We start from the raw sequence: 23,209 nt of genomic DNA, 5'->3' as shown, positions 1-23,209 counted from the left end.
AAAATTGTTCACCAGGGAAGAGTTCGTCAGAGATGTCTATGGAAGTGCTGATTGTCGAGGATGAACCCGCCATCGCCGATACGGTGGTCTATGCGCTGGAGTCGGAAGGGATCAGTTGTGAATGGGTTTCCACCGGCAGCGCCTGCCTGGCAAAAATCGCCGAACAGCCGGTACAGCTCCTGCTGCTCGATATCGGCCTGCCGGACAGAAGCGGCTTTGATCTCTGCCGTGAGATCAGTGCCTCCCACCCGCTGCTGCCGATTATTTTTCTGACCTCCCGCCACAGCGAAATAGACCAGGTGCTGGGCCTGGAGCTCGGCGCCGACGACTACATCACCAAGCCATTCAGCCCGAGAGTGTTAAGCGCCAGGGTGCGCAGCAAGCTAAGACGACTTCAGCCCGCTTCCGGCACTCTCCCCAGCCCAGAGCCGAGTCCCACCGATAAAAGCGGCTTTTATGATGATGGCGACGCTCTGCGGATCAGCCTGTACGGTCAGCTGCTGGATCTGAGCCGCTACGAGTACCGCCTGCTGAGCCTGCTTTTGGGCCATCCCGGTCGCATCTACTCCCGCGATCAGTTGATGGAGCTGGTCTGGGAGGACCCGGGCAGCAGTTTCGATCGCACCGTGGATACCCATATCAAGACGCTGCGGCAGAAGATCCGCGAGGTTCAGCCTGAGCTCGATCCGATCAAAACCCATCGCGGCCTGGGCTACAGCTATGAAGGCTAGTTACAGCTATGAAGAGATTCGGAAAGGAAAGCAGGAAGACTGAACATGAAGATCCGTACCCGTCTGCTGCTAGCCTTTACCCTGTTCGTATTTCTCGGTGTTTTCGGCTTAGTGTACTGGATCGCCGATGAGATCCGCCCCCAGTTTCTCAAAGCCCAGGAGGAAACCCTGGTCGATAGCGCCGAACTGATGGCTGCACTGGTCAGCGGCCAGGCGGTGCATGTTGAAGACGAAACCGCCCGGATCGACCCCACACCTTTGGCGGAACTGTTCGGCAACCTGCGCCAACGCACACTGAGCGCCCGTATCTACAACCTGGACAAGAACAACGTGGATCTGCGTATCTACCTGACCGACAGAGACGGCCGGGTGATTTTTGATTCGGACAACAGCCGCGATCTCGGCGCAGACTACTCTCGCTGGCGGGATGTGAACCTGACCCTGCAGGGTCGCTACGGTGCCCGTGCCACCGGCGGTGATCCGCTCTATCCGGAGGGTTCCACCCTCTATATCGCACGCCCGGTGCTCTATGAGGGCGATGTGATCGGTGTACTTTCGCTGGGCAAACCCACCACCAACGCCAGCCGCTTTGTAATCGACCTGCGCAACAACCTGATACTCAGCGCCTTTGTCATTGCGCTGGCCGTGACACTGGTGGGCGTGCTGCTCAATCTCTGGTTTACCCGGCCATTGCAGAAGCTGCAGCAGTACGCGGCGGCTATCAGCCGCGGCGAGCGCCGAGAACCGCCGAGGCTGGGCAATAACGAGGTCGGTGATGTGGGTAGCGCACTGGAATCGATGCGCTTGACGCTGGACGGCAAGTCCTACGTAGCCGACTACGTACAGAGCCTGACCCACGAGATCAAATCCCCCCTGGCCGGCATCCGCGGCGCTGCAGAGCTGCTGCAGGAACCTATGCCGGAGGCGCAGCGTACGCGTTTCCTGAACAATATCGTTGGCCAGACCGAGCGGATCCAGCAGTTGATCGAGAGACTGCTGGATTTGGCCGCGCTGGAGAACCGTCCCTCCCTTGAGGCACCTGAAGAGGTCTCGCTGACAGCCATTATCGAGCAGGCGCTCAGCACCGAACAGGATCAGGCCAGGGCGCGCGGCGTCAGCCTGCGAGTGGAGTCCGGCAACTCAGGCTCTGTTCAGGGCGATCCCTTCCTGGTCCGACAGGCACTGAGCAACCTGATCAAGAATGCGATCGAGTATTCACCGACGGGCGCTGAAGTGGTGATCGGTGTGCAAGCACAAGAGGACCGCTGTGCTCTGAGGGTTAGCGACGCAGGCCCCGGCATTCCCGACTACGCCCGTGAGCGGGTACTGGAGCGCTTCTATTCCCTGCCGAAACCGAACGGCGACAAGGGAACGGGGCTGGGTCTGAGTTTCGTCAAGGAGATCATGGCGCTGCATGACGGGGATATAGAGATCGAATCCGACGAGAGCGGCACGCGGGTAAGCCTGATATTCAGCGCTAATGGATAACGGCTGAGCGTTTTTTATGGGAGGCGATCAGGCGTCCAGTTCTGCGCCGCGCGCCGAAACCGCTACCGGAATCTGCTCATAGGCGAGACCATCAGGCACGCCCTGCCCCAGTACCACCACGCAGTCACCAAGGCCGGAGCCTGAGATTTTGGCGGCCCGGTTGCCAGGTTCGGCACGTAGTCGATAGATCAGCTCGGACAACTGGGCATCATTCACACCCAGCGCATCCATTAGCCCCTGGTAGTAGTTCATCAGCTCGCCCAGAGCACCCCAGTCGCTGGCGTTGATCGCTGCTTCGGCCTGCTCACAGCACTCAGCCATCAGTTTATCCAGCCCGGCGTAGAGCCCGGGAAAACGCTGACTACGCTGTTCAACCAGCTCAAGCACGGCGGGCGTTTTCATCTTGTAGCCCACGTACCAGAGGCTGATCGGCGGCAGGCCATTAAGCGGCACCAGTTCACGAGGATTGACGCGATAGGCGATCAGACCGCCATAGAGGCTGGCCGCCAGATCCGTACCCGAGCCACGGCCGTTCTGCACTTCATGGATCACCCTGAGTGCCGCATCGAACTGCTGCTCGCGACTCAGCTCACTGCCGGCAAAGCGATCCAGCGCCACGGTCAGCGCGGCGACTACGGCTGCGGATGAGCCGAGACCCACCGTATGGGAAAACTCGGATTCGATATTAAGATCGAAACCGCAAGGCAGACGATCCACCCACTGGCGCACGGCAGTGACGACAAAGGAGAGATCATCGGATGGTGTCAGCTGATCGAGACTGGCACTGTACTCGCCCAAAGCGCTGTGGATAAGTACCTGGCGATCTTGTCGCGGTATCAGCTCGACATGGATATAGCTGTTCACAGCGCAGGCGATGGCGCGCGCGCCACGCAGCACCGCGTGTTCACCCATCAGCATGATGCTGCCGGGAGCGCTAACCCTGATCGTCGAGTAACCGGACACCCTGAGAATCCTCTTTCAGTTCGCCCCAGTGCCAGTCATAGGGCATGTTCAACTGCGCCGGTGTGCCCTCAGGCAACCAGACCAGCATCAGGCCACCGCTATCGCCGCTGACGGAACCGGCACCGGCGATCTTGGCGCCGCCGCCGTGCTGCTCAACCTGCTCGGCAAAACGCTGCAAGGGAGCAGGCACCACGCCCAGGCGCGACAGTAGATGATGGTTAGCACGCACCAGTTCGCACAGCGGCAGGCCTTCACTGAGGGCGGTTTCGAAGCGGGTGGTCAGTTCACTGAACTCGCTCCAGATCGACGAATGCTCAAAGCCACGTCGCACCTGTTCCACACAGGCGCCGGTGCTGGCCGCCGGCGTACCGGTAAACACCCAGAACCAGCCCTCACCCAGGCCTGTCTCGGACAGGTTCTGGCGGCTGTACTCGCCGTCGCGCAGGCGCACCAAGCCGCCAAGGCAGACTGTAGCCGCATCGATAAGGCTGCCGCGACCATGTTGTAAACGCTCGCAGTGATGCACCTGGCGCACCAGCTCATCATCGCTGTCGATATGGCCGAACAGCTTCAGCAGTGCGGCAATAAGCGCAGCCGAAGAGCCCATACCGGCACCAATAGGAATATCGGAATCGATCTTGACGCTGCCGCGGGGAATCGCATCCAGCCCGGATACCATGCGCGCCATATCCACGGCATAAAACGCCAGTTCAGCGGGCTTTTTCAGGATATCGGTGATGGAGAGTTCTCCGCGCAGATAGCGCTCGAAGTGAGAGTCCAGACGCCGCCGCAGCGCGGCAAACTTATCCAGACCCAGCACATGGGTGCGCTCCTGAGCATGCCAGCTCAAGCGCGGCAGGCGATCCGGCTCGTAGAACACGCGCATATGGCGGTCAACCGCCAGCGCCAGCGCCGGCGCACCGTAAACCACGGCATGTTCACCGCTGAGGATCACCTTGCCAGGCGCACAGGCGATCCGCATCAGCAGGTCACATATTCGCGCTTGTGATGCGTGATAGCCGCGAGACGGAAACGACCGCGCGTGACGTGCGGCAGCTCATGCTCCCCGCCATCAGTGGGGTTGGGATAATGGTACAGGTTGAGGTACTCGTCGTAGCTCAGCGACTCACGGCTCTCCAGCATCTCGCGATGTTTCGCAGTATGCAGGTGCTGCTCGTAGCCCGGCACAACGCGGCCGCTGTAGAACTCCGCCACACTGCCGGACCCGTAGCTGAAAAAGCCGATGCGCTGATCCGCCAGGTTCTCCTGGCAGGTTTCCAGCAGTGAGCATAGACCGATATACATCGACGCGGTGTAGCTGTTGCCGATGATGCGGTTGTAGCTCAGCGTCGGCTCGATCTGCTCTTCGACCTGTTCCGGCGTCATCACTGCCTTGTTCATCTTCACCAGATGCTGGTGCGCCTTCTGCGCCATGCGGCTGAACGGCAGGTGGTAGCAGAAATGGTCGAGGTCACCAAAGCTCAACGGGCTGACTTCACTGAAGTTTTCCCAGGCTTTTTTCAACGACTTGAGATAGATCTTGGTGGAGTATTTGCCGTCCACCAGCGCCGTAGTGCGATAGTTCGGGCGCCAGAAGTCCATCACATCTTCGGTGTAGTTGCCGACTTCGGGATCGATACTGACCAGGCGCGGGTTGGCGCTGATCATCATCGCGACGGCGCCACAGCCCTGGGTCGCTTCCCCCGGTGTGTTGAGATCATAGCGGGCCACATCAGAGGCGATCACCAGCACCTTGCGCTGCGGCTGACGCGCCACCAGTGCGCAAGCCATCTGCAATGCAGCAGTGGCGCTATAGCAGGCCTGCTTGAGTTCAACCACGCGGCAGTTGGCACCCAGCCCCAGCAAACGGTGCACGTATACACCCGCCGCCTTGGACTGATCGATACCGGTTTCGGTAGCGAACAGCAGCGTACCCACGGCATCACTGCCGGCATTCTCGATCAACGGCTGGGCCGCATTGGCTGCCATGGTGACGATATCTTCATCGGGGGCTGCCATGCCCATCTTTTCCTGCCCGATCCCGACATAATACTTATCCGGATCGGTCTCCTGGATTTCCGCCAACGTCCTCAAATCGAAGTAATAGCTGGACGTATAAAAACTGATTTCGTCTATACCCACGGACATCTTAGGCTTGGATCCTCAACGCTCGTCCAAGATCAGCGAACGGTTGTTACGCAGGGAGGCAACATCCGCGACGCCAAGCAGGAACATCGCTGTTACAAATTCACGTTTAAGCCGCTCGATTTCTGCAATCACGGCCTCGGTCGACTCAGCTGCCGGGCGCAGGAAAGGCGCCGCCAGGCCACACAGCGAGGCGCCGAGTATAACAGATTTAGCCATATCGAGCCCATCTCTGAGCCCGCCGCTGGCGATCAGCTTGACCCGGTCCTGCCAGGGTTCGGCGCGTTGCAGCGCCAGTGGCGTCGGCAGGCCCCAATCCTGGAACCTGAGACCTATATCGCTGCCATCGTTACGACGGTGATGCTCGATACGGCTCCACGAGGTACCGCCAGTGCCGGCGAGATCAAAATGGCGCACCCCCTGGGCATAACCCGCGGCAATATCTTCCGGAGACAGGCCACAGCCCACCTCTTTCAGCAGCACCGGCACACTCAGCTCACGGCAGATTTCACCAATCCGCGTGGCGATACCGGCAAAGTTGGTATCCCCTTCCGGCTGCACCGCTTCCTGCAACGGATTCAGGTGCAGGTAGAGGCCATCAGCACCGAGGATATCCACCGCGGCCTGACACTGTTCGATGCCAAAACCGTAGTTCAACTGCACAGCGCCCACATTGCCAATGAGCACCGTGGAGGGCGCAAACTGACGCAGCTCAAAACTGGCTTTGGCAGCCGGCTGATCGATCATCACCCGCTGGGAACCTACCGCCAGCGCAACACCGCAATGCTCGGCCGCTTCCGCCAGATGGCGATTGATCTTGCGCACCAGCTCATGGTCGCCGCCGGTCATCGATGAGATCAGCAGCGGAAAACTCAGGCGCTTGCCGAGAAACTCCACCGCCGGATCCACAGCCGCCAGATCCAGATCCGGCAGCGCACGATGGGTCAGATGGATGCGGTCAAAGTAGCGCCCGTCCCGATCGGTGGCGGGATCTTTCTCGATGGCGCGGATATGTTCGATCTTGCGATCATTGATCTGATCGGACATCAGCGCTCCAGTTTGATATGAGCGTCCATCAACTCACCCGGGTTGGTCTGTGCCGCCATCAGGGAGAGCTCACCGCAGAGCACAGTCGCCGCACAGATAGCCGCCAGACGCTGAGCATTGGCACCCGGATCACGCTCTTCGCGGCAACCCAGCTGCTTGAGGTTATCCTCGACAAAGTCGATCCCCTTGCCGTTACCCACTGAGCCGACGATCAGGTTCGGCAGGGTGCAGGAGAAGTAAAGATCGCCATCACGCACCTCGGCATGCACCACGCCCTGGGAACCCTCGATGATGTTGGCCGCGTCCTGACCGGTGGCCAGGTAGAACGCCAGCAGCATGTTGGCATAGTGCGCATTGGCGCTGCGCAGGCCGCCGGCCATCAGGGTGCCGATCAGGTTTTTCTTGATGTTCAGGTCGACCACTTTTTCCGGCGTGGTCTTGAGGCGACGCTCGCAGATCTCACGCGGGATCAGGATTTCGCTGACCACGTACTTGCCGCGACCCAGTATACCGTTGACGGCGGTGGCTTTTTTGTCGGAGCAGTAATTGGCCGATATGGAGCTGTAACGCAGCTGCGGGTATTCGGCCAGTATCCACGGGAACAGCTTATCCGCCGCATTGGTCACCATGTTGTGGCCAGAGGCATCGCCGGTGGTGAACTCGAGGCGCAGATAGATCAGATTCCCCACGATCTGGCTGTGCATATCGATCAGGTTGGCAAAGCGGCTGCTGGTCGCCACCACCTTGTTGAGATCATCACGACGCGCCTTGATCGATTCCACCGCCTGGTGCGCGGCGAGAGCGTCATCCGCTTCAAGCAGGATCGAGCGCGTCATGCGCTCATCGACCAGGGTGGTTTTGATCCCCTCTTCGCACAGCATCGAGACCCGGGCGCCCCGCCCTACGGAGGGCCATAGCGGCGTTTCATACGTCGCCAGAGGAACGCTCAGACTTTCATTCAGCACATTGCCGCTGATTTTGACCGGGCCCACCCAGCGCATCGGGATGGGGGCCTGAAGTATCTTGTGTGATTTCATCGGCTCTCGTTGTCCCGCTGCACGCTTCCTGCGAACGCGGTGAATCGACTTCCTGTGGATAAAAAATAAAAAGAGGGTTGCAACTCCTGCAACCCTCTCAGGTAAAGGATGGCGGCGATTTTAGCCAGCCACCCCTATGGATGCAATCGAACCTCAGCCGGCGCTGCTATCCGTTTCCATCTCTCCTTCAGCCGGGGCCATCTGTTCTTCAGTCGTGGCAGGCTGGTCGCCTTCGATGGTTTCAGCCGCGACAACAACCTCTTCATCCATCGGGACTACGATGTCCATGGCCCCCAGCAGCTGGCCCATACCGTTGAGAATACGCAGCTGGGCGATCTGCTGATCCAGCTGAGCTTCCGCCAGCTGGTTCTTGGCGGAAAACACCTCGTTCTCGGTATCCAGCAAGTCAAGCAATGAGCGCTGACCGATATCGAACTGCTTCTTGTAGGAGTTACGGGTCTCTTCACTGGAGAGTACGTGCTGTTCGAGGTGCTGGATCTGACGACCAAGAATCTCGTTGGCATTCCAGGAAAGGGCCAGACTCTGCTTGATCTGACGCATGGAGTCACGCTGGATCTGCTGGGCTTCACCGATCTGATACTCGGTCTGACGGATACGCGCCTTGTCGGCACCACCGTTGAACAGGTTGTAGCGCAGGCGCAGCATGGCGGTCAGGTCTTCATCATCGCCTTCGATGCCGTCGATGTTCTCATCCCAGCGGCGTTCCACCTCCAGGTCGAGGCGTGGATACATCCGGCTCTTGGCCGCATCACGCTGGGCGTAACTGGCTTCCACATCGGACTGAGCCACACCAACGATCGGGTGGTTCTCGTCAGCTACCGCCTGAGCTTCTTCCAGCGTCGCCGGCAGCTCGAACATGGAGTCCATCGGTTCCAGATCATCCGGTGCCGGATGGCCCACTACACGCTCGTAGTTGGCCTTGGCATCCATCAGGTTGTTCTCGGCGGCCAGGGTGTTGACCTCTGCCAGCGCCAGTCGGCCTTCAGCCTGCTGAATCGACGCCAGAGTACCCAGACCTGATTCGGAACGACGCTTGATCTGGTCATAAATATTAACGTGGTTATAGAGCGTCTCTTTCGCCAGCTTTAGCAGCTGATCGCGACGCAGCAGTTCCAAATAGGCGCGGGATGCCTGCAACGCATAGTTTTCGGCCACATCAATCGCACTGCTGCGGGCAGAGTCCATGCGCGCTTCCTGACGCTTCACCTCACTCGGAGTCGCAAAGCCGTCGAAGAGCATCTGGTTTACGTTGAGGCGAGCTTCACGACGGTTGAGTTCCGTATCCTGAATCCCCTCTTCCTTATCAGTCCACTCATAGCCATAACCCAGCGTTGCATCCACGGTCGGTAGATACCCCGCCTTTGCCTGGTCAACCTCTTTCGTCACTGCACGATAGTTTTGAATAGCGCGCGCAACCTCTGGGTTTTGAGCCAGGTTATCCGCTACAACTTCCTGCACTGTCGCTGCCTGGGCACCGCCTGACACGGCGACTACCATAGCCGCAGCGAGCATAGACTGTTTCAACTCCATGTTTCTTCCCCTTTTCAGCTGTCCCTGTCTAGACAGCGTTCTGCTCAGCACGCTGAGCCAATAAGATCAGTTCAACACGATCGCGAGCGCCTGTTTTATTGAGGATAGCACTCATGTGTGCTTTTACTGTGCGCTCGGTTATATCCAGCCGCCTGGCGGCGACCTTATTACTCACGCCAGCCATCACTTCTGCCAGCACCTCGGCTTCACGGTCGCTCAATCCGAACCGCTCAACGAGGCTTCCTGTCGGTGGATCAACCTGCTCCAGCAACTGTCTCAACACCGACTGCAAGACTTCGGGACCTGCCCAGATGTCCCCCGCCTTGACCACCTTCACCATCTCCAGCAGAAGACTGGAGGTAACAAAGGTATTTCCGTAGCCCTTGGCCCCGCGCCGAATCACATCACGTCCCTGATCGGTTTTCGGGTGATCGGTCAGCACAAGAAGCAGTAATTTATTATCGTGCGCCCGCGCCAGCAGACGCTCCCGGCCAGCCTGCTGCAGGCAATCCCAATGGGCCAGGCAGATGCCCGCCATTGAGGACCTGCCAGCCACTGAGTCCGGGTCTATCCTTTTCAACGTTCTCTGCAGCGCCTGCCCCCAGCGCTCGGCAATATCATCGCGCGAAACAACGCAAAAATAGTCCATATCAACGCTCCGTCAGTGCGCGATCCCGCGCTCTGGTAATCGGTTTCAGCAGATATTGCAGCACTGTTTTCTTGCCGGTCATGATATCCGCAGAAACGGTCATCCCCGCCATCAGAGGCATATTCTCGCCATCCCCGAGATAGGGACGTTCGGTTTCCAAGCGGACCAGATAGTAGGTCTCATCCTGCTCATCAACGATGGTACTCGGGGAAATATAGACAAGCTGAGCCGGAAGACCGCCATAAACCGCATAATCGTACGCACTGACCTTGACCACCGCTGGCTGGCCAACACGCAGCTGCCCGATATCCGAGGGCCTTACCTTCGCCTCAACCAGCAGTTTGTCTTCCCAGGGGACGATATTGAGCAGCTGATCACCGGGACGAACGACACCACCGATGGTATTGATTAACAGCTGCTTCACCCGCCCCTTGATCGGTGCCCGCACCTCGGTACGACGGATACGATCCTGCATACCGGTCAGCGTCTCCTGCAGTCGAGCCTGCTCACCGGCCACTTCGTTCAACTCCGCGCGCGCCTTGTTACGAAACTGCAGCTCCATCTCACGACGCTTCTGGTCGATCTCTTCGATCGTCGATTTGATACGCGGCAGACTCAGCTCGATGCCTGACAACTCACCGCGCAGATCGTTAACCTGGCGGCGCAGGCGCAGGTATTCCACCTCCGAGATAACGCCTTCACTGAGCAACGGCTCGGTGATTCGCAGCTCCTGCAGCAACAGGTTGTAGCTGCGTCGAACCTGTCCCTGCCGGGCTTCCGCCTCGCGCAGCTCCTGCTCCCTTTGCTGCCGCTGCTCATTCAGTACCGCCAGGTTCGCTTCCAGCTCACTTTTACGGGTGTTGTAAAGCCTGACCTCCTGATTCAGCATGCTTGAGTACTGCTCGGGGAAACTTTCCGGCAGTACCAGCTCTTCATGGTTCGCTTCTGCGCTGAGTCGGGCGGCTTTTGCCTGCAGCTCCAGGTAGCGCACCCGGTTTTCCTCCACCGAGCTGACAAAGCGCTTATCCTCGATCCGCATCAACACCTGGCCCTGCTCCACCAGGTCGCCTTCGCGAACCAGGATTTCGGAGACGATACCGCCTTCCAGGTTCTGCACCACCTGCAGCTGGCGAGAAGGGATAATCTCGCCGTCGCCGCGAGTAATTTCATCCAGTGTCGCCCAGCTGGCCCAGGCCACGGCCACGGCAATAAACAGCGCCATCGACCAGAGCAGCAAGCTGGCTCCGCGGGGCGCCTGCTCCAGCATGGCGGCACTGATACTGGAGGTATAACCAAGATCTTCGGCCCTGGGCGTTACATCTTTATGTTTCATGCACCAAGACCTCCCTTATTTCCGCACCTGCAGGCGGCCCTGTTTCAAGGCCTCCAGCACGGTGTCTTTCGGTCCATCCGCCACGATCTGGCCCTGATCTACGACGATCAGGCGATCAACCAGGGAGAGCAGGGACATCTTGTGGGTCACCATCAGCAGCGTGCGCCCGGCGATCACCTGGGTCAGCTGACGCTTGAACTGTTCCTCGGTGGCGTTATCCATGGAGTTACTCGGCTCATCGAGGATCAGCATGTTCGGCTCATGCAGCAGCGCCCGAGCGATGGCGATCGACTGTTTTTGTCCGCCGGACAGCGCCTGGCCACGCTCACCCACCGGCATATCAAAGCCCATGGGGTGCAGGTTGACGAACTGCTCCACACCCGCCAGGCGAGCAGCCTTCAGCATGTCTGCGTCGGAGGCACGGGGTGAGCCGATGAGGATGTTGTCGCGCACCGAGCCGGCAAAGAGCATCACATCCTGAGGCACGTAGCCGGTGTTGCGGCGCAGGTCCACGGGATCGATCTGGTTGATATCCACGCCATCAAGCAGTATTGCGCCGTCCGTAGGCTGATAAAGCCCCAGCAACAGTTTTTCTATGGTGGTTTTACCGGAGCCGATGCGACCGATCATCGCCACCTTCTCACCGGCTTTCACCTTGAACGACACCTTCTGTAGCGCGGCATATTCAACGCCGGGGTAATTGAAACTCACCCCCTTGAATTCCACATTGCCTTCCAGCGTCGCGCGATGCACAAAGTGGGTGTCTTCGTCGCGTTCTACCGGCAGCTCCATGATCTCGTTCAGTGTCTTCAGCGCCTTGGCGGACTGCTCGTACTGGATAATCAGGCTGGCCACCTGCGCCATCGGCGCAATGGCTCGACCGGAGAGGATGTTGCAGGCGATCAGCGCGCCCAGCGACAGCTCCTGCTCCATAATGAGGTAGACGCCGCCGATAATAATCAGCACCGATGCCAGCTGCTGCACCGCACCGGCAAAGGTCACGACCGATGAAGAGAGCATCCGCGAACGTAACCCCCAGCGCGAGATATAGCCGACCGCCTGCTCCCAACGCTCCTGCAGCGGACTGGCTGCACGCTGGGTTTTAACCGTTTCCATAGCGGTCAACGACTCCACCAGGGTGCCGTTTTTCTGCGCCGAGGAGGCAAAGGTTTTCTCCACGGAATCTCGTAGCTTGGGCCGCACGATCAGGGCGTAGATAATGATGACGGGAACGGCCACAGCCGGTATCACCACCAGCGGCCCGCCGATCAGGCTGATCACCAGTATGTAGATCAGCATAAACGGGATATCGATCAGTACCGTGTTGGTGGTGGAGCTGAGGAAATTGCGAATACTGTCGAATTCGCGCAGGTTGCTGGCAAAGGCGCCCACCGAAGCAGGCATACGGTCGTACCGGACCCGCATCACCTTTTCGAAGATCTGGGCAGAGAGCAGCACATCGGACTTTTTAGCCGCCACCTCTATAAAGTAAGCGCGCAGCATCTTCAGGCCGAAGTCGAACAGATAGACAATCATCACACCGGCAGCCAGGACCCAGAGCGTTTCCACCGCTCCGTTGGGCACAACCCGGTCATAGACGTTCATCACAAACAGCGGGTTAGCCAACACAAACAGGTTGATCAGAAAGCTGGCCACCAATACATCACGGTAGATACGGCTGGAGCGTTTCAGCGTTCCCCAGAACCAATGACCCGAACGGCCATCCAGAATCCGGTTTTTATTACCGTCGGCGTTGTACTCCTGGCGTACGAAAATCAGGTAGCCGGAATACTGCTCCTTGAGTTTTTCCAGTGAGATGGAGAAGCTGCCGCCGCTTTCAGGCTGCTGTACAACAGCCTCTTCGCGCTCGTGGTCGATCTCCTGCAGAATGCAGGCGCCCTGCTCCTTGAGCAGCAGAACAACGGGAAGCAGGAGGCTGGACAATTGGTTCAGCGGACGCTCTGCGACCTTGGCAGCAAGGCCGGCACGGGAAGCGGCACGAACAAAAAGCTGAGGGGTAAGACGGTTATCGACCAATGGTAATCCATCGGCAAGAACTTCAGCTGACGTGGGTCTTCTGAACTGCTGTGCAAGCAGGACCAAACAATCCAACAGCGGGTCGTGCGACGCATCCATACTCGTTGACCTTATTCTTAGGACGATTAATACTAACAGCTGTTTAGATTTATTCTAGCCCTCTAATACAGCCTCCAATCAATCAAGGAATTCGGTCGATGCTCTACGCTCAGTTCGACGACCAGGGTAAGGTAAAAGGACTGACAGAATCCCCGCAGGCCGGCGCTCGCGCGGTCAGTTTGAGGGATCCTGAGGTGCTGGAATTTCTTGCCATGGGCAACGGTGGCGAGGGTGAGGAGTTCGACCCGGACACCTTCCTGGAGGAGTCCGATAAAGCCACCATCCGTATCCTCGAAGACCTGATCGATACCCTGATCGGCCGTCATCTGATCCGCTTTACCGACCTGCCAATGCCGGCTCAGAAAAAGCTGCTGGGACGCCGACTTGCCCGCTCATTGGCACGAGAGGAAGCCGGTATCGATGATCGCGGGCAGGAAAGGGAAAACCGGGGCAGCATCCTTTCCGACGATGACGATTCGCTGTTCTAAACGTCTACTCCCCTTCCAGCTGCCGAACATACTCCGATAAGCGCCGCCCCAGCCCCAGATAGCGCTGCTGCTGTTTGGGTGTCAGCGCTGCGAACTGTAGCGAATACAGTGCTTCATCGCAGGCGGCCAGCAACTCCCTCGAGAGATCACTGCCGCTGCGTCGACACAACTCCAGCACGGTCTGCACCAGATTCAGTGCGATACTGGGTGTACCAGGCTGTTGCTGCAGCGCTTCGCTGAAAGATGCGTAGGCCTCATCCAGCTCCCCATGACGAAACTGCATCATCCCCTTGAGATTCGCCCTTCCCCACCGCAGCTTCGCCATATTGCGGTTAAGCGACTGCCTGACGGCATGCGCCTCCCCTTCAACGGAGGAACCTTCGACTCCCTCAACCAGTTGTTCGAGCCACATCGCCTGCTCATCGGCACTCAGGTCACGATAAATCGTCATCGCTTCGCTGGCCGACAGATTAGCCTGCTCTTCATCACCCACACTTCGGTAGATTTCGCTGGCCAGCAAACGACTCTTGAAATGGATAACCGGCTGATCAAGAAAGTCACGCCGCGCCTGCTCCAGCAAGCGCACAGCCTCCTCCTCTGCATCCCCTGAAGCGGAGCCGGAAGCACTCATATGCTTCATCAGCATACGCACCAGACCAAAATAGAAATCGGGATGCTGGAACGCCGAGTAACGGCTGTACTTTATCGCCGCACGGAAGGCTTCAACCGCAAGTTTGGTATCGTTTGTCATCGCCGCCAGATTGGCCAGATCGCCGCGCAGCAAAGCCACTGTAGGCTGAAGCACAGTCGCCCGGCGTAACAGATTGCTGGCTTCACCCAAGTCACCATAAAGACGGTAGATCCGGGCGCGCCAGACGAAAGCTTCGATACAGATCTGCTGCTGCGCTATAACATGGTCAAGCTGCCCGCGCGCCTGGGCAAACCAGCCACTGCGGCAGGCCGCCATGGCCAGACCGATCCGTATCCAGGGTTTGTCTCGCCCGGATAGCAGACTGGAGAACACCTTGCGTGCCTCCTCTGCCTGGTTCTGCTGCAGATAGATAATGCCGCGCAACCGCTGTAGATAGATTCGCAAACCGGGGTAGCGCTCTTCATGGCGGACACAGGCCTGAAGCGCTCCCTCCCAGTCTCGCTTGTCGAGCAGTGATTCAATCGGGAACAGGGTTTCCTTCAGCCGCATCAGCTTTTCGATACGCTGACTTAACCGAACCCGGTCATAGGGTTTGGAGATGTAAATATCGGGGGCGTTTTCTGGCGAGCCCAGCAGGAGTTCAGACTTTTCCGGCTCGATGACCAGAATATAGCAGGCGGCATAAAGGCGTCGCCCCTCTGCCTGAAGATCAAACATCAGCTGCAGGCCGTTCTTTTCGTCTCGGCCCAGCTCGTAATTAAGGAAGAAGATATCAACAGCCTGCTCGCGCAGCAGGCTCAGTGCCATATTGACCGAAGAAGCGACCTGAATCTCGGAAACGCCAATCTGCCCCAGGATTGAACGCAGGGTCTGTAGATCCTCGAACTTCTTGTCGAGTATCAACGAGGATTTTCCGCTAAACAGATTCGCCATAGCCTCAGCCGTAACCGACTTTTCGCAAAAGTAGCATGAGAATCAGTAAATTAGCAAAACCCGAGATAATTGCGCACAACAGGCAAAAAAAAGACCCGCGAGCTCAGGGCTGGCGGGTCTTTTTTAAGCAGCTCGAAGGCTAGGGATCAGTCGTCCAGCAGGCTACGGCCTTTGCTGGCGGCGATGCGCATGCGCAGTGCATTCAGCTTGATAAAGCCTTCCGCATCCTTCTGATCGTAGGAACCGGCGTCGTCTTCAAACGTTGCGATGCTCTCGTCGAACAGACTGTCTTTGGAGCGACGGCCGACAACGGATACAGCACCCTTATACAGTTTTACGCGAACGTCGCCATTCACGTTACGCTGGCTGTAGTCGATCATCTGCTGCATCATCTTGCGCTCTTCAGACCACCAGAAGCCATTGTAGATAACCTTGGCGTAACGCGGCATCAGCTCATCTTTCAGGTGAGCCGCTTCACGGTCCAGGGTGATCGACTCGATACCACGGTGAGCGGTCAGCATGATGGTGCCTCCCGGAGTCTCGTAGCAACCACGGGACTTCATGCCGACGAAACGGTTCTCAACGATATCCAGACGACCGACACCGTTTTCGCCGCCTACCTTGTTCAGGTAAGCCAGCACGGTAGCCGGGCTCATCGCTTCGCCGTTGATGGCGACGATGTCACCCTTCTCGTAAGTCAGTTCCAGGTAAGTCGGCTGATCCGGGGCCTCTTCCGGAGACACGCTCCAGCGCCACATGTCAGCTTCAGCCTCGGCCCAGGGATCTTCCAGAATGCCGCCCTCGTAGGAGATGTGCAGCAGGTTGGCGTCCATGGAGTACGGAGACTTTTTCTTGCCCTTGGCGAAGTCGACCGGGATATCGCGCTCTTCGCAGTAAGCCATCAGCTTCTCGCGAGAGTTCAGATCCCATTCACGCCAGGGAGCGATTACCTTCACGCCCGGCTTGAGCGCGTAGGCGCCCATTTCGAAACGCACCTGGTCGTTACCCTTGCCGGTGGCGCCGTGAGAGATAGCGTCAGCGCCGGTCTCGTTGGCGATCTCAACCAGTCGTTTGGCGATCAGCGGGCGCGCGATGGAGGTACCCAGCAGGTACTCACCTTCGTAGATGGTGTTAGCGCGGAACATCGGGAACACGTAATCGCGCACGAACTCTTCGCGCAGATCTTCGATGTAGATCTCTTTAACGCCCAGAGCTTCAGCCTTGGCGCGGGCCGGCTCAACCTCTTCACCCTGACCCAGGTCAGCGGTAAAGGTCACCACTTCACAGTTATAGGTATCCTGCAGCCACCGGACGATCACGGAGGTATCCAGACCGCCGGAGTATGCCAGCACGACCTTGTTGATTTCGGACATGTATGCGACTCCAGATCACAGAAACCCGGCCCCCGAATAGAGGGAACCGGTTAGAAATTCGAAAAGGCGGTAAGTATAACAGATTGCACACGTACGCAGAACCAGCGATGGATCAGAGGGCAGTGCCCTCTTCCCGCTCCAGGCGTACGGTAACACGGCGGTTACGGGCACGGTTTTCGACACTATTGTTGGGTACCACCGGATAACGCTCGCCGTGATAGCGGGTGATGATCTTGTCTTCCGGCAGACCCAGCTGCACCAGGTAACGGGTCACCTCTTCGGCGCGTTTCTTGGACAGGTCGCGGTTCAACAGGCGCCGCCCCAGATTGTCGGAGTGACCATCCACATAGATAGTCTGCACACTGTTATCCGCCTTGACGTAGGTGGCGATCAGATCCAGACGCTGACGGGTCGCATCGGACAGGCCCGCCTGCCCCGAGGGAAACAGAATGGCGGTACGCGCCACCTGGCGAAAGTTAGCCGGCAGCAGTCCGGTGACACAATCGAGATAATCGGTGTACGCCGACTGAAAATTCGCCGCCGATACGCCGACTTTCAACAGTTCAGGAGAGCCGAACCACTGATCGGTATTAAAGGTGGGTGTCATTCCCTTATACAGCGCCGCCAGCATATTCTCAGCCAGTGTCGCGGGTACTTCGATGACACCGCTGGAATCTTTGACCCGCACCACACCGAGCATCTTTGGCGCCGTTCCCGGCTGCCACTGGGAAGCCTCAGCCACCAATCGCGCAGGGCCGGTGATCTGCTGCTGCTGGGTCGGCGTCAGAATAAAGCGCACAGACTCGCCGGCCTCGTGCTCGAAAGCGCCGGTGCCGTAGGAGGGGATCGCCTGGCTCAGCAGGCAAGCAAACTGCGATGTTTCCATCTGCCAACTGGCTTCATCTATGGCTGCGCGAAACGTCACTGCAGCAGCCTGCGAAATCGGCAGGCAAAATAGCAAAAACAGCAGACAGGCTCGCATCAATCGACATTCCATAGATCAGGGGTTGGCGCTTTGCACCGCAGACTTCATAGGCCGCTCATTCAGGTTAACGACCTGACGAAAGATAACTTTAGGGCGAGACACTCAGTCCTTAACAACCAGAGGCCGGAGCAGCACCCTCCGCAACGGCAACAGTTTCCAGCAACCGTTTCCAGCAACCAGAGACACCTCGGACTTGTTCTTAACGGTGGTTGAAGCTGGACCCTCATCGAGCGGCTGTTAGAATACAGACAGGAATCTCCTTCCCACAACATTGATCTAAGGAAGCTGTTTGAGCTCTGCATCCAAACACCCAATGTCTGATCGCTTTCGCGGTTTTCTGCCCGTCGTCGTGGATGTGGAAACTGCCGGATTCAACTCCCGCACCGATGCCCTGCTGGAGATCGCTGCGGTCACCCTCACCATGGACGAAGAGGGCTACCTGATCCCGGACAAAAGCTTCGTCGCCCAGGTTGAGCCGTTCGAGGGTGCCAATCTGGAACCGGAAGCCCTGGCATTCACGGGCATCGATCCTTACGACCCGGAGCGAGGCGCCGTCAGCGAATTGACGGCACTGGAGACGATCTTCAAACCGATCCGTAAATCAGTGAAATCCCACGACTGTAAGCGTGCGATTCTGGTTGGGCATAACGCTTCGTTCGATCACGGTTTTGTCTGCAACGCTGCGGAGCGCTCCGACATTAAGCGCAATCCGTTTCACCCGTTCTCCACCTTTGATACCGCTACACTGGCAGGCCTAGCCTTCGGCCAGACCGTACTGGCTCGCGCCTGTGATGTGGCTGGTATCGACTTCGACGGCAAGCAGGCCCACTCGGCGCTGTATGACACCGAGAAAACCGCAGAACTGTTCTGCACCATCGTCAATCGCTGGAAAGACCTGGGCGGCTGGGAGATGGTGCTGGCAACCCGGGACGACTAAACACCCTGACGACCGGGCTCCCGACACAGGCTTTCCAGATACAGTCAGGTACAAAAAGTCACAAAAAAAACCGCCCGAGGGCGGTTTTTTTTCGAACCCTGGCAAGCCTTACAGCTTGTCAGATTCCTCAGACAGGTACTTGGCAACGCCTTCACTAGAAGCAGCCATACCCTTGTCACCCTTGTTCCAGCCAGCCGGGCAAACTTCGCCATGCTCTTCGTGGAACTGCAGCGCGTCAACCAGACGGATCAGCTCGTCCATGTTACGGCCCAGCGGCAGATCATTGACGATCTGTGAACGCACGTTACCTTCCTGGTCGATCAGGAATGCGCCGCGGAACGCAACACCGGCGTCGGCTTCAACGTCGTAAGCCTGGCAGATCGCGTGCTTGGTATCAGCGACCAGAGTGTATTTAACCGGACCGATACCACCGTCGTTGACGGAAGTGTTACGCCAAGCGTTGTGAGTGAACTGAGAGTCGATGGAAACACCGATCACCTCAACACCACGCTCTTTGAACGCGTCCATACGGTGATCCAGTGCGATCAGCTCGGAAGGACAAACGAAAGTGAAGTCCAGCGGGTAGAAGAAGACCAGGCCGTATTTGCCTTTGATCGCTTCGCTGAGCGTGAATTCATCAACGATGCTGCCATCGCCCAGAACCGCTGCCGCTGTAAAGTCCGGTGCTTTCTTACCTACGAGTACGCCCATTGCTCTCTAAACTCCTTGCTTAGGTTGAGATATTCGGGGACTGAATCAAACGCTCAATAAAACCGCGTCATACAAGAAGAAGCCATTAAGCCTCTTCGGAACCTTCCTGCTTGGCAGCTGCAGCGACCAGCTCTTTGAGCTCGCCGTTTTCCGCCATTTCGCAGATGATGTCACAACCACCCACCAGCTCACCGTTAACCCACAGCTGCGGGAAGGTCGGCCAGTTTGCGTATTTCGGCAGCTCGGCACGGATCTCCGGCGCTTCCAGAATGTTTACAAACGCAAAGCGCTCGCCACAATCGACCAGCGCCGCCGAAGCCCGGGAGGAAAAACCACACTGGGGGAAACGGGGAGTGCCCTTCATATATAGCAGAATCGTATTGTTCTCGATCTGCTCTTTAATGGTGTCGATTACGCTCATGGTTACACCTTGCTGTTAAATGTCTGTGTACACGGGTCTGATGCCCGCAAAATAGGTCAGGCGGTATATCCTACCGCTGAGCTCGGACTATTTGAATATCCAAGCACGACCGATGGCGCGAAAAAGAAAAATCACTTCGCGCGGTTCACTTTGTACTCTTTATTGTGGCCTATTCTGTGCGCTTCAACCCCTTACCCTTATGAATATTGCTAAAATTCCGACCCACACATAGAATGGTCGTTTTTTCGGCAGCTTTGGCTGCCTTTTTGCGTTGTATGGAGATACGCCAGATGTCGCTTCAGCCCCTGATGAACACCTATAACCGGCTTTCGGTCGCCTTCGATCATGGCGAGGGTGCCTGGATTTACGACACCGACGGGAACAAATATCTGGACGCTCTCTGCGGCATCGCCGTCACCGGCCTCGGACACGCCCACCCCGCCGTTACCAAAGCGATCAGCGACCAGGCTGGCCGCCTGATTCACTGCTCCAACCTGTATACCGTGCCGCTGCAGGAGCAGCTCGCTGAGAAGCTGACCACCCTTTCCGGTATGGATAACGTGTTCTTTGGCAACTCCGGTGCCGAAGCCAACGAAGCTGCCATTAAGCTGGCCCGTCGCTACGGACACAGCAAGGGTATCGACTGCCCTACCATCATCGTGATGGAGAACTCTTTCCACGGCCGCACCCTGGCAACCCTGAGCGCCACCGGCAACCGCGCCACCCAGGCTGGTTTTGAACCGCTGGTCGCAGGCTTCGTTCGCGTGCCTTACGATGATGTCGAAGCGATCCGCCTGGTCGCAGAAAAGAACCCCAACGTGGTTGCTATCCTGGTTGAACCGGTTCAGGGCGAAGGCGGCGTGCATATCCCTGCAAACGACTACCTGAAGCAGCTGCGTGAAATCTGCGACCAGCAGGAGTGGCTGCTGATGCTGGACGAAGTCCAGACCGGCAACGGCCGCACCGGCCGCTACTTTGCTTTCCAGCACAGCGATATCCAGCCTGACGTGGTCACCACCGCCAAAGGCCTCGCCAACGGCGTTCCGATCGGCGCCTGCCTGGCCCGCGGCGAAGCGGCGAAGCTGTTTACGCCGGGCACCCACGGCACCACCTTTGGTGGTAACCCGTTGGCCTGCGCGGCCGCGCTTGCCGTGGTCGACACCATCAGCGCAGAAAACCTCTGCCAGCGCGCCGAAGAGCTGGGTAATTACCTGGTTGAGCAGTTCCGTGCTCAGCTTGGTGATGCCCCCTACATCCGCGAAGTCCGCGGCAAAGGCCTGATGATCGGTATCGAACTGACCGAAGCCGGCACCGAACTTGCCGTTCTGGCCAAGGTTAAGGGCGTCCTGCTGAACGTCACCGGCGGCGGTCGCGTGGTACGCTTACTGCCACCGCTGATCCTGAGCCAGAGCGAAGCCGACCTGCTGGTTAACACCGTCTCCCAACTGATCCGTGTATATGCCGGAGACGAACGCGACAGCTGAACAAGATTCAGACACATTCATCTAACTAAAGATCTGGAACCGGCGGCTTGTCCGCCGTTAACACTATGACCACAAGACACTTTCTGACCCTGCTGGATATGACGCCGGCGGAGCTGCAAGGCATTATCGAACGGGCCACCGAGCTCAAGAACATCCGCAACAACGGCGAAATCTATGAGCCGCTGAAAAACCGCGTGATGGCGATGATTTTTGAGAAAGCCTCCACCCGCACCCGCGTCTCCTTCGAGTCCGGAATGGCGCAGTTCGGCGGCCACGCCATGTTCCTCTCCCCGCGAGACACCCAGCTGGGTCGCGGCGAGCCGATCGAAGACAGCGCCCGCGTGATCTCCAGCATGGTCGATGTGGTCATGATCCGCACTTTCAGCCACGAGACCGTTGAAACCTTCGCCGCACACTCCCGCGTGCCGGTCATCAACGCACTGACCGACGACTACCATCCCTGCCAGCTGCTGGCCGACATGCAGACCTTCCATGAGCTGCGTGGCTCCATCAAGGGCAAGACCGTAGTCTGGGTTGGCGACGGCAACAACATGTGTAACTCCTACATCAACGCAGCGCAGCAGTTTGACTTCAACCTGCATATCGCCTGCCCCGAGGAGTTTGCCCCCAACGCCGAGCTGGTACTAAAGAACGCCGACCGCGTGCGTGTCTTCAACGACCCGGAAGAAGCCGTGGCCGGCGCGCACATGGTGTACACCGATGTCTGGGCCTCCATGGGTCAGGAAGAGGAACAGAAGCAGCGTCTGCGCGAGTTCCGCGGTTACCAGGTCAGCCCGGCACTGATGGATCTGGCGGACAAGGAAGCTCTGTTCATGCACTGTCTGCCCGCCCACCGCGGCGAGGAGATCAGCGAAGACATGATGGATGATCCGCGCTGCGTGGCCTTCCATCAGGCAGAGAACCGCCTGCACGCACAGAAAGCCCTGCTGGAGTTCCTGCTGGTAAAACAAGCCTGATCGGCCTGTCAATCCACACAGAAACCGCCTAGTCAGCCCGGCATCCTCACTCACCAGGGGAGCCGGGCTGTCTTGTTCCGGGCCTGCACATGACAGACCCGACCGGGATTCAGCCGCGCCAAGGCGGCATCCCTTGCGACACCATCCCGCGCCATCTCTCTCGCCAGACCCTGAGCAGGCGACTATACTGGCGACAACGCCTTGTTTCGGTAACCGAAGAGAGTCAGTCAGGCATGATAGAACTACGTCATTTGAAAACTCTGGCCGCCCTGCGTGATGCGGGAAGCCTCGTAGAAGCCGCCGAAAGAGTTCACCTGACGCAGTCCGCACTCTCCCATCAGATCAAAGATCTCGAAGAGCGACTCGACTGCTCCCTGTTTATCCGCAAAACCAAACCGATCTGCTTCACCAGCGCCGGACAGCGCCTACTGGCCCTCGCCGACGACCTGCTGCCGATGATCCGCAACGCCGAGCGCGATATCGCCCGACTGGCCGGAGGCGAAGCGGGCCGGTTGAACATCTGCATCGAGTGCCACAGCTGTTTCGACTGGCTAATGCCGACTATCGACCATTTCCGCCAGAACTGGCCCGAAGTGGAGCTGGACCTGTCCACCGGTTTCACCTTCCAGCCGCTACCGGCACTGGCCCGCGGCGACCTGGACCTGGTCATCACCTCCGATCCAGAGCCCCGCACAGGCATCCATTACGTACCCCTGTTCAGCTACGAATCCGTGCTGGCACTGGGCCCTCAGCATCGTCTGATCGCCCGCAAGTTCATCCATCCGCGCGACCTGTCCCAGGAAACACTGATCACCTACCCGGTGGACCCATCACGCCTGGATGTATTTACCCGCTTCCTGGACCCCGCCAATGTGGAACCGGCGGAGATCCGTACCGCCGAGCTGACCGTGATGATGGTGCAACTGGTGGCCAGCGGCCGCGGCGTGGCTGCACTGCCGAACTGGGCACTGCACGAATATCAGCAGCGTGATTATGTAGCGCTGCGCCCCTTGGGTGAAAAGGGCCTCTGGTGCACACTCTACGCGGCCATGCGCGAAGACCAGAAAAACGCTGACTTCATGCTCGACTTCCTCGGCACCGCCCGGGACGTGACCTTCCGTAATCTGAACGGCATCCGCAGCGCCTCCTCCTGATCCAGCGGGGCCAA

21 protein-coding genes are annotated in these 23,209 nt (G+C 58.3%); 7 read left to right on the top strand and 14 right to left on the bottom strand.

Going from position 1 to position 23,209, the window contains the following annotated elements; translation table 11 throughout:
* Positions 1-32 precede the first annotated feature (32 nt).
* Together creB and creC are read left to right on the top strand one after the other, a co-directional pair.
* Positions 33-731 (top strand): two-component system response regulator CreB, encoded by a 699-nt coding sequence (gene creB / locus CLV83_RS11195; RefSeq protein ID WP_132291932.1) that lies wholly within the window; start codon positions 33-35, stop codon positions 729-731.
* A gap of 45 nt (positions 732-776) precedes the next feature.
* Positions 777-2,219: a two-component system sensor histidine kinase CreC gene (creC, locus tag CLV83_RS11190; RefSeq protein WP_132291929.1), complete on the top strand. Its 1,443-nt coding sequence runs from the start codon at positions 777-779 to the stop codon at positions 2,217-2,219.
* Between the two features lie 27 nt (positions 2,220-2,246).
* On the opposite strand, the gene mvk is transcribed toward creC, so the two are convergent.
* The 9 genes from mvk to CLV83_RS11145 all read right to left on the bottom strand — a co-directional run bounded on the left by mvk (position 2,247) and on the right by CLV83_RS11145 (position 13,080).
* Positions 2,247-3,182, bottom strand: a complete 936-nt coding sequence (gene mvk / locus CLV83_RS11185; protein WP_243642372.1) for a mevalonate kinase — start codon at positions 3,180-3,182, stop codon at positions 2,247-2,249.
* Positions 3,154-4,164 (bottom strand): mevalonate kinase family protein, encoded by a 1,011-nt coding sequence (locus tag CLV83_RS11180; protein ID WP_132291926.1) that lies wholly within the window; start codon positions 4,162-4,164, stop codon positions 3,154-3,156. The genes mvk and CLV83_RS11180 overlap by 29 nt, the downstream gene beginning before the upstream one ends.
* Positions 4,164-5,330, bottom strand: coding sequence for a hydroxymethylglutaryl-CoA synthase (locus tag CLV83_RS11175; protein WP_132291923.1), 1,167 nt, complete (start codon positions 5,328-5,330; stop codon positions 4,164-4,166). The genes CLV83_RS11180 and CLV83_RS11175 overlap by 1 nt, the downstream gene beginning before the upstream one ends.
* 15 nt (positions 5,331-5,345) lie before the next feature.
* Positions 5,346-6,374: a type 2 isopentenyl-diphosphate Delta-isomerase gene (gene fni / locus CLV83_RS11170; RefSeq protein ID WP_132291920.1), complete on the bottom strand. Its 1,029-nt coding sequence runs from the start codon at positions 6,372-6,374 to the stop codon at positions 5,346-5,348.
* The gene (locus CLV83_RS11165) at positions 6,374-7,411 is read right to left on the bottom strand and encodes a hydroxymethylglutaryl-CoA reductase (RefSeq protein ID WP_132291917.1); all 1,038 of its coding nucleotides are present in this window, start codon (positions 7,409-7,411) and stop codon (positions 6,374-6,376) included. The genes fni and CLV83_RS11165 overlap by 1 nt, the downstream gene beginning before the upstream one ends.
* Positions 7,412-7,564: 153 nt before the next feature.
* Positions 7,565-8,962, bottom strand: coding sequence for a TolC family outer membrane protein (locus tag CLV83_RS11160; protein ID WP_132291914.1), 1,398 nt, complete (start codon positions 8,960-8,962; stop codon positions 7,565-7,567).
* Between the two features lie 28 nt (positions 8,963-8,990).
* Positions 8,991-9,611, bottom strand: coding sequence for a response regulator transcription factor (locus tag CLV83_RS11155; RefSeq protein ID WP_132291911.1), 621 nt, complete (start codon positions 9,609-9,611; stop codon positions 8,991-8,993).
* A 1-nt stretch (position 9,612) separates the two neighbouring features.
* Positions 9,613-10,944 (bottom strand): HlyD family type I secretion periplasmic adaptor subunit, encoded by a 1,332-nt coding sequence (locus CLV83_RS11150; protein ID WP_132291908.1) that lies wholly within the window; start codon positions 10,942-10,944, stop codon positions 9,613-9,615.
* Between the two features lie 15 nt (positions 10,945-10,959).
* The gene (locus tag CLV83_RS11145; RefSeq protein WP_132291905.1) at positions 10,960-13,080 is read right to left on the bottom strand and encodes a type I secretion system permease/ATPase; all 2,121 of its coding nucleotides are present in this window, start codon (positions 13,078-13,080) and stop codon (positions 10,960-10,962) included.
* 98 nt (positions 13,081-13,178) lie between these two features.
* On the opposite strand from CLV83_RS11145, the gene CLV83_RS11140 reads away from it, so the two are divergent.
* Positions 13,179-13,568, top strand: coding sequence for a hypothetical protein (locus tag CLV83_RS11140; protein ID WP_132291902.1), 390 nt, complete (start codon positions 13,179-13,181; stop codon positions 13,566-13,568).
* A 4-nt stretch (positions 13,569-13,572) separates the two neighbouring features.
* Here CLV83_RS11140 and CLV83_RS11135 read toward each other — a convergent pair whose 3' ends face one another.
* The 3 genes from CLV83_RS11135 to CLV83_RS11125 all read right to left on the bottom strand — a co-directional run bounded on the left by CLV83_RS11135 (position 13,573) and on the right by CLV83_RS11125 (position 17,451).
* Complete coding sequence (locus CLV83_RS11135) at positions 13,573-15,153, bottom strand: response regulator (protein WP_132291899.1); 1,581 nt, start codon at positions 15,151-15,153, stop codon at positions 13,573-13,575.
* Positions 15,154-15,299: 146 nt separating this feature from the next.
* Positions 15,300-16,526: an argininosuccinate synthase gene (locus CLV83_RS11130; RefSeq protein WP_132291896.1), complete on the bottom strand. Its 1,227-nt coding sequence runs from the start codon at positions 16,524-16,526 to the stop codon at positions 15,300-15,302.
* Positions 16,527-16,638: 112 nt separating this feature from the next.
* Positions 16,639-17,451 (bottom strand): flagellar protein MotY, encoded by an 813-nt coding sequence (locus CLV83_RS11125; RefSeq protein ID WP_243642371.1) that lies wholly within the window; start codon positions 17,449-17,451, stop codon positions 16,639-16,641.
* Between the two features lie 373 nt (positions 17,452-17,824).
* Between CLV83_RS11125 and rnt the strand changes: the two genes are divergently transcribed.
* On the top strand, positions 17,825-18,448 hold the full coding sequence (rnt, locus tag CLV83_RS11120; RefSeq protein WP_132291890.1) for a ribonuclease T: 624 nt from the start codon (positions 17,825-17,827) through the stop codon (positions 18,446-18,448).
* Positions 18,449-18,556: 108 nt separating this feature from the next.
* Here rnt and CLV83_RS11115 read toward each other — a convergent pair whose 3' ends face one another.
* Together CLV83_RS11115 and grxD are read right to left on the bottom strand one after the other, a co-directional pair.
* Positions 18,557-19,159, bottom strand: a complete 603-nt coding sequence (locus CLV83_RS11115; RefSeq protein WP_132291887.1) for a peroxiredoxin — start codon at positions 19,157-19,159, stop codon at positions 18,557-18,559.
* A gap of 85 nt (positions 19,160-19,244) precedes the next feature.
* Complete coding sequence (grxD, locus tag CLV83_RS11110; protein WP_132291884.1) at positions 19,245-19,580, bottom strand: Grx4 family monothiol glutaredoxin; 336 nt, start codon at positions 19,578-19,580, stop codon at positions 19,245-19,247.
* Positions 19,581-19,870: 290 nt separating this feature from the next.
* Between grxD and CLV83_RS11105 the strand changes: the two genes are divergently transcribed.
* The 3 genes from CLV83_RS11105 (at position 19,871) to CLV83_RS11095 (ending at position 23,195) form a co-directional block, all read left to right on the top strand.
* Complete coding sequence (locus tag CLV83_RS11105) at positions 19,871-21,064, top strand: aspartate aminotransferase family protein (RefSeq protein WP_132291881.1); 1,194 nt, start codon at positions 19,871-19,873, stop codon at positions 21,062-21,064.
* A gap of 65 nt (positions 21,065-21,129) precedes the next feature.
* Entirely contained in the window at positions 21,130-22,041 is a 912-nt protein-coding gene (gene argF, locus CLV83_RS11100; protein WP_132291878.1) for an ornithine carbamoyltransferase, read from the top strand.
* A 233-nt stretch (positions 22,042-22,274) separates the two neighbouring features.
* Entirely contained in the window at positions 22,275-23,195 is a 921-nt protein-coding gene (locus CLV83_RS11095; protein ID WP_132291875.1) for a LysR family transcriptional regulator, read from the top strand.
* Positions 23,196-23,209 lie beyond the last annotated feature (14 nt).

Origin of the sequence: Marinobacterium mangrovicola, assembly GCF_004339595.1 — a bacterium.
Lineage (GTDB): Bacteria > Pseudomonadota > Gammaproteobacteria > Pseudomonadales > Balneatricaceae > Marinobacterium_D > Marinobacterium_D mangrovicola.
This window is presented reverse-complemented; position numbering and strand designations above follow the sequence as displayed.

What these genes read in the sequence shown, in the direction of transcription:
- creB (WP_132291932.1), top strand. Translation starts at nt 33, where the DNA reads ATGTCTATGGAAGTGCTGATTGTCGAGGATGAACCCGCCATCGCCGAT.
- creC (WP_132291929.1), top strand. Translation starts at nt 777, where the DNA reads ATGAAGATCCGTACCCGTCTGCTGCTAGCCTTTACCCTGTTCGTATTT.
- CLV83_RS11180 (WP_132291926.1), bottom strand. Translation starts at nt 4,164, where the DNA reads ATGCGGATCGCCTGTGCGCCTGGCAAGGTGATCCTCAGCGGTGAACAT.
- CLV83_RS11175 (WP_132291923.1), bottom strand. Translation starts at nt 5,330, where the DNA reads ATGTCCGTGGGTATAGACGAAATCAGTTTTTATACGTCCAGCTATTAC.
- fni (WP_132291920.1), bottom strand. Translation starts at nt 6,374, where the DNA reads ATGTCCGATCAGATCAATGATCGCAAGATCGAACATATCCGCGCCATC.
- CLV83_RS11165 (WP_132291917.1), bottom strand. Translation starts at nt 7,411, where the DNA reads ATGAAATCACACAAGATACTTCAGGCCCCCATCCCGATGCGCTGGGTG.
- CLV83_RS11160 (WP_132291914.1), bottom strand. Translation starts at nt 8,962, where the DNA reads ATGGAGTTGAAACAGTCTATGCTCGCTGCGGCTATGGTAGTCGCCGTG.
- CLV83_RS11155 (WP_132291911.1), bottom strand. Translation starts at nt 9,611, where the DNA reads ATGGACTATTTTTGCGTTGTTTCGCGCGATGATATTGCCGAGCGCTGG.
- CLV83_RS11150 (WP_132291908.1), bottom strand. Translation starts at nt 10,944, where the DNA reads ATGAAACATAAAGATGTAACGCCCAGGGCCGAAGATCTTGGTTATACC.
- CLV83_RS11145 (WP_132291905.1), bottom strand. Translation starts at nt 13,080, where the DNA reads ATGGATGCGTCGCACGACCCGCTGTTGGATTGTTTGGTCCTGCTTGCA.
- CLV83_RS11140 (WP_132291902.1), top strand. Translation starts at nt 13,179, where the DNA reads ATGCTCTACGCTCAGTTCGACGACCAGGGTAAGGTAAAAGGACTGACA.
- CLV83_RS11135 (WP_132291899.1), bottom strand. Translation starts at nt 15,153, where the DNA reads ATGGCGAATCTGTTTAGCGGAAAATCCTCGTTGATACTCGACAAGAAG.
- CLV83_RS11130 (WP_132291896.1), bottom strand. Translation starts at nt 16,526, where the DNA reads ATGTCCGAAATCAACAAGGTCGTGCTGGCATACTCCGGCGGTCTGGAT.
- rnt (WP_132291890.1), top strand. Translation starts at nt 17,825, where the DNA reads ATGTCTGATCGCTTTCGCGGTTTTCTGCCCGTCGTCGTGGATGTGGAA.
- CLV83_RS11115 (WP_132291887.1), bottom strand. Translation starts at nt 19,159, where the DNA reads ATGGGCGTACTCGTAGGTAAGAAAGCACCGGACTTTACAGCGGCAGCG.
- grxD (WP_132291884.1), bottom strand. Translation starts at nt 19,580, where the DNA reads ATGAGCGTAATCGACACCATTAAAGAGCAGATCGAGAACAATACGATT.
- CLV83_RS11105 (WP_132291881.1), top strand. Translation starts at nt 19,871, where the DNA reads ATGTCGCTTCAGCCCCTGATGAACACCTATAACCGGCTTTCGGTCGCC.
- argF (WP_132291878.1), top strand. Translation starts at nt 21,130, where the DNA reads ATGACCACAAGACACTTTCTGACCCTGCTGGATATGACGCCGGCGGAG.
- CLV83_RS11095 (WP_132291875.1), top strand. Translation starts at nt 22,275, where the DNA reads ATGATAGAACTACGTCATTTGAAAACTCTGGCCGCCCTGCGTGATGCG.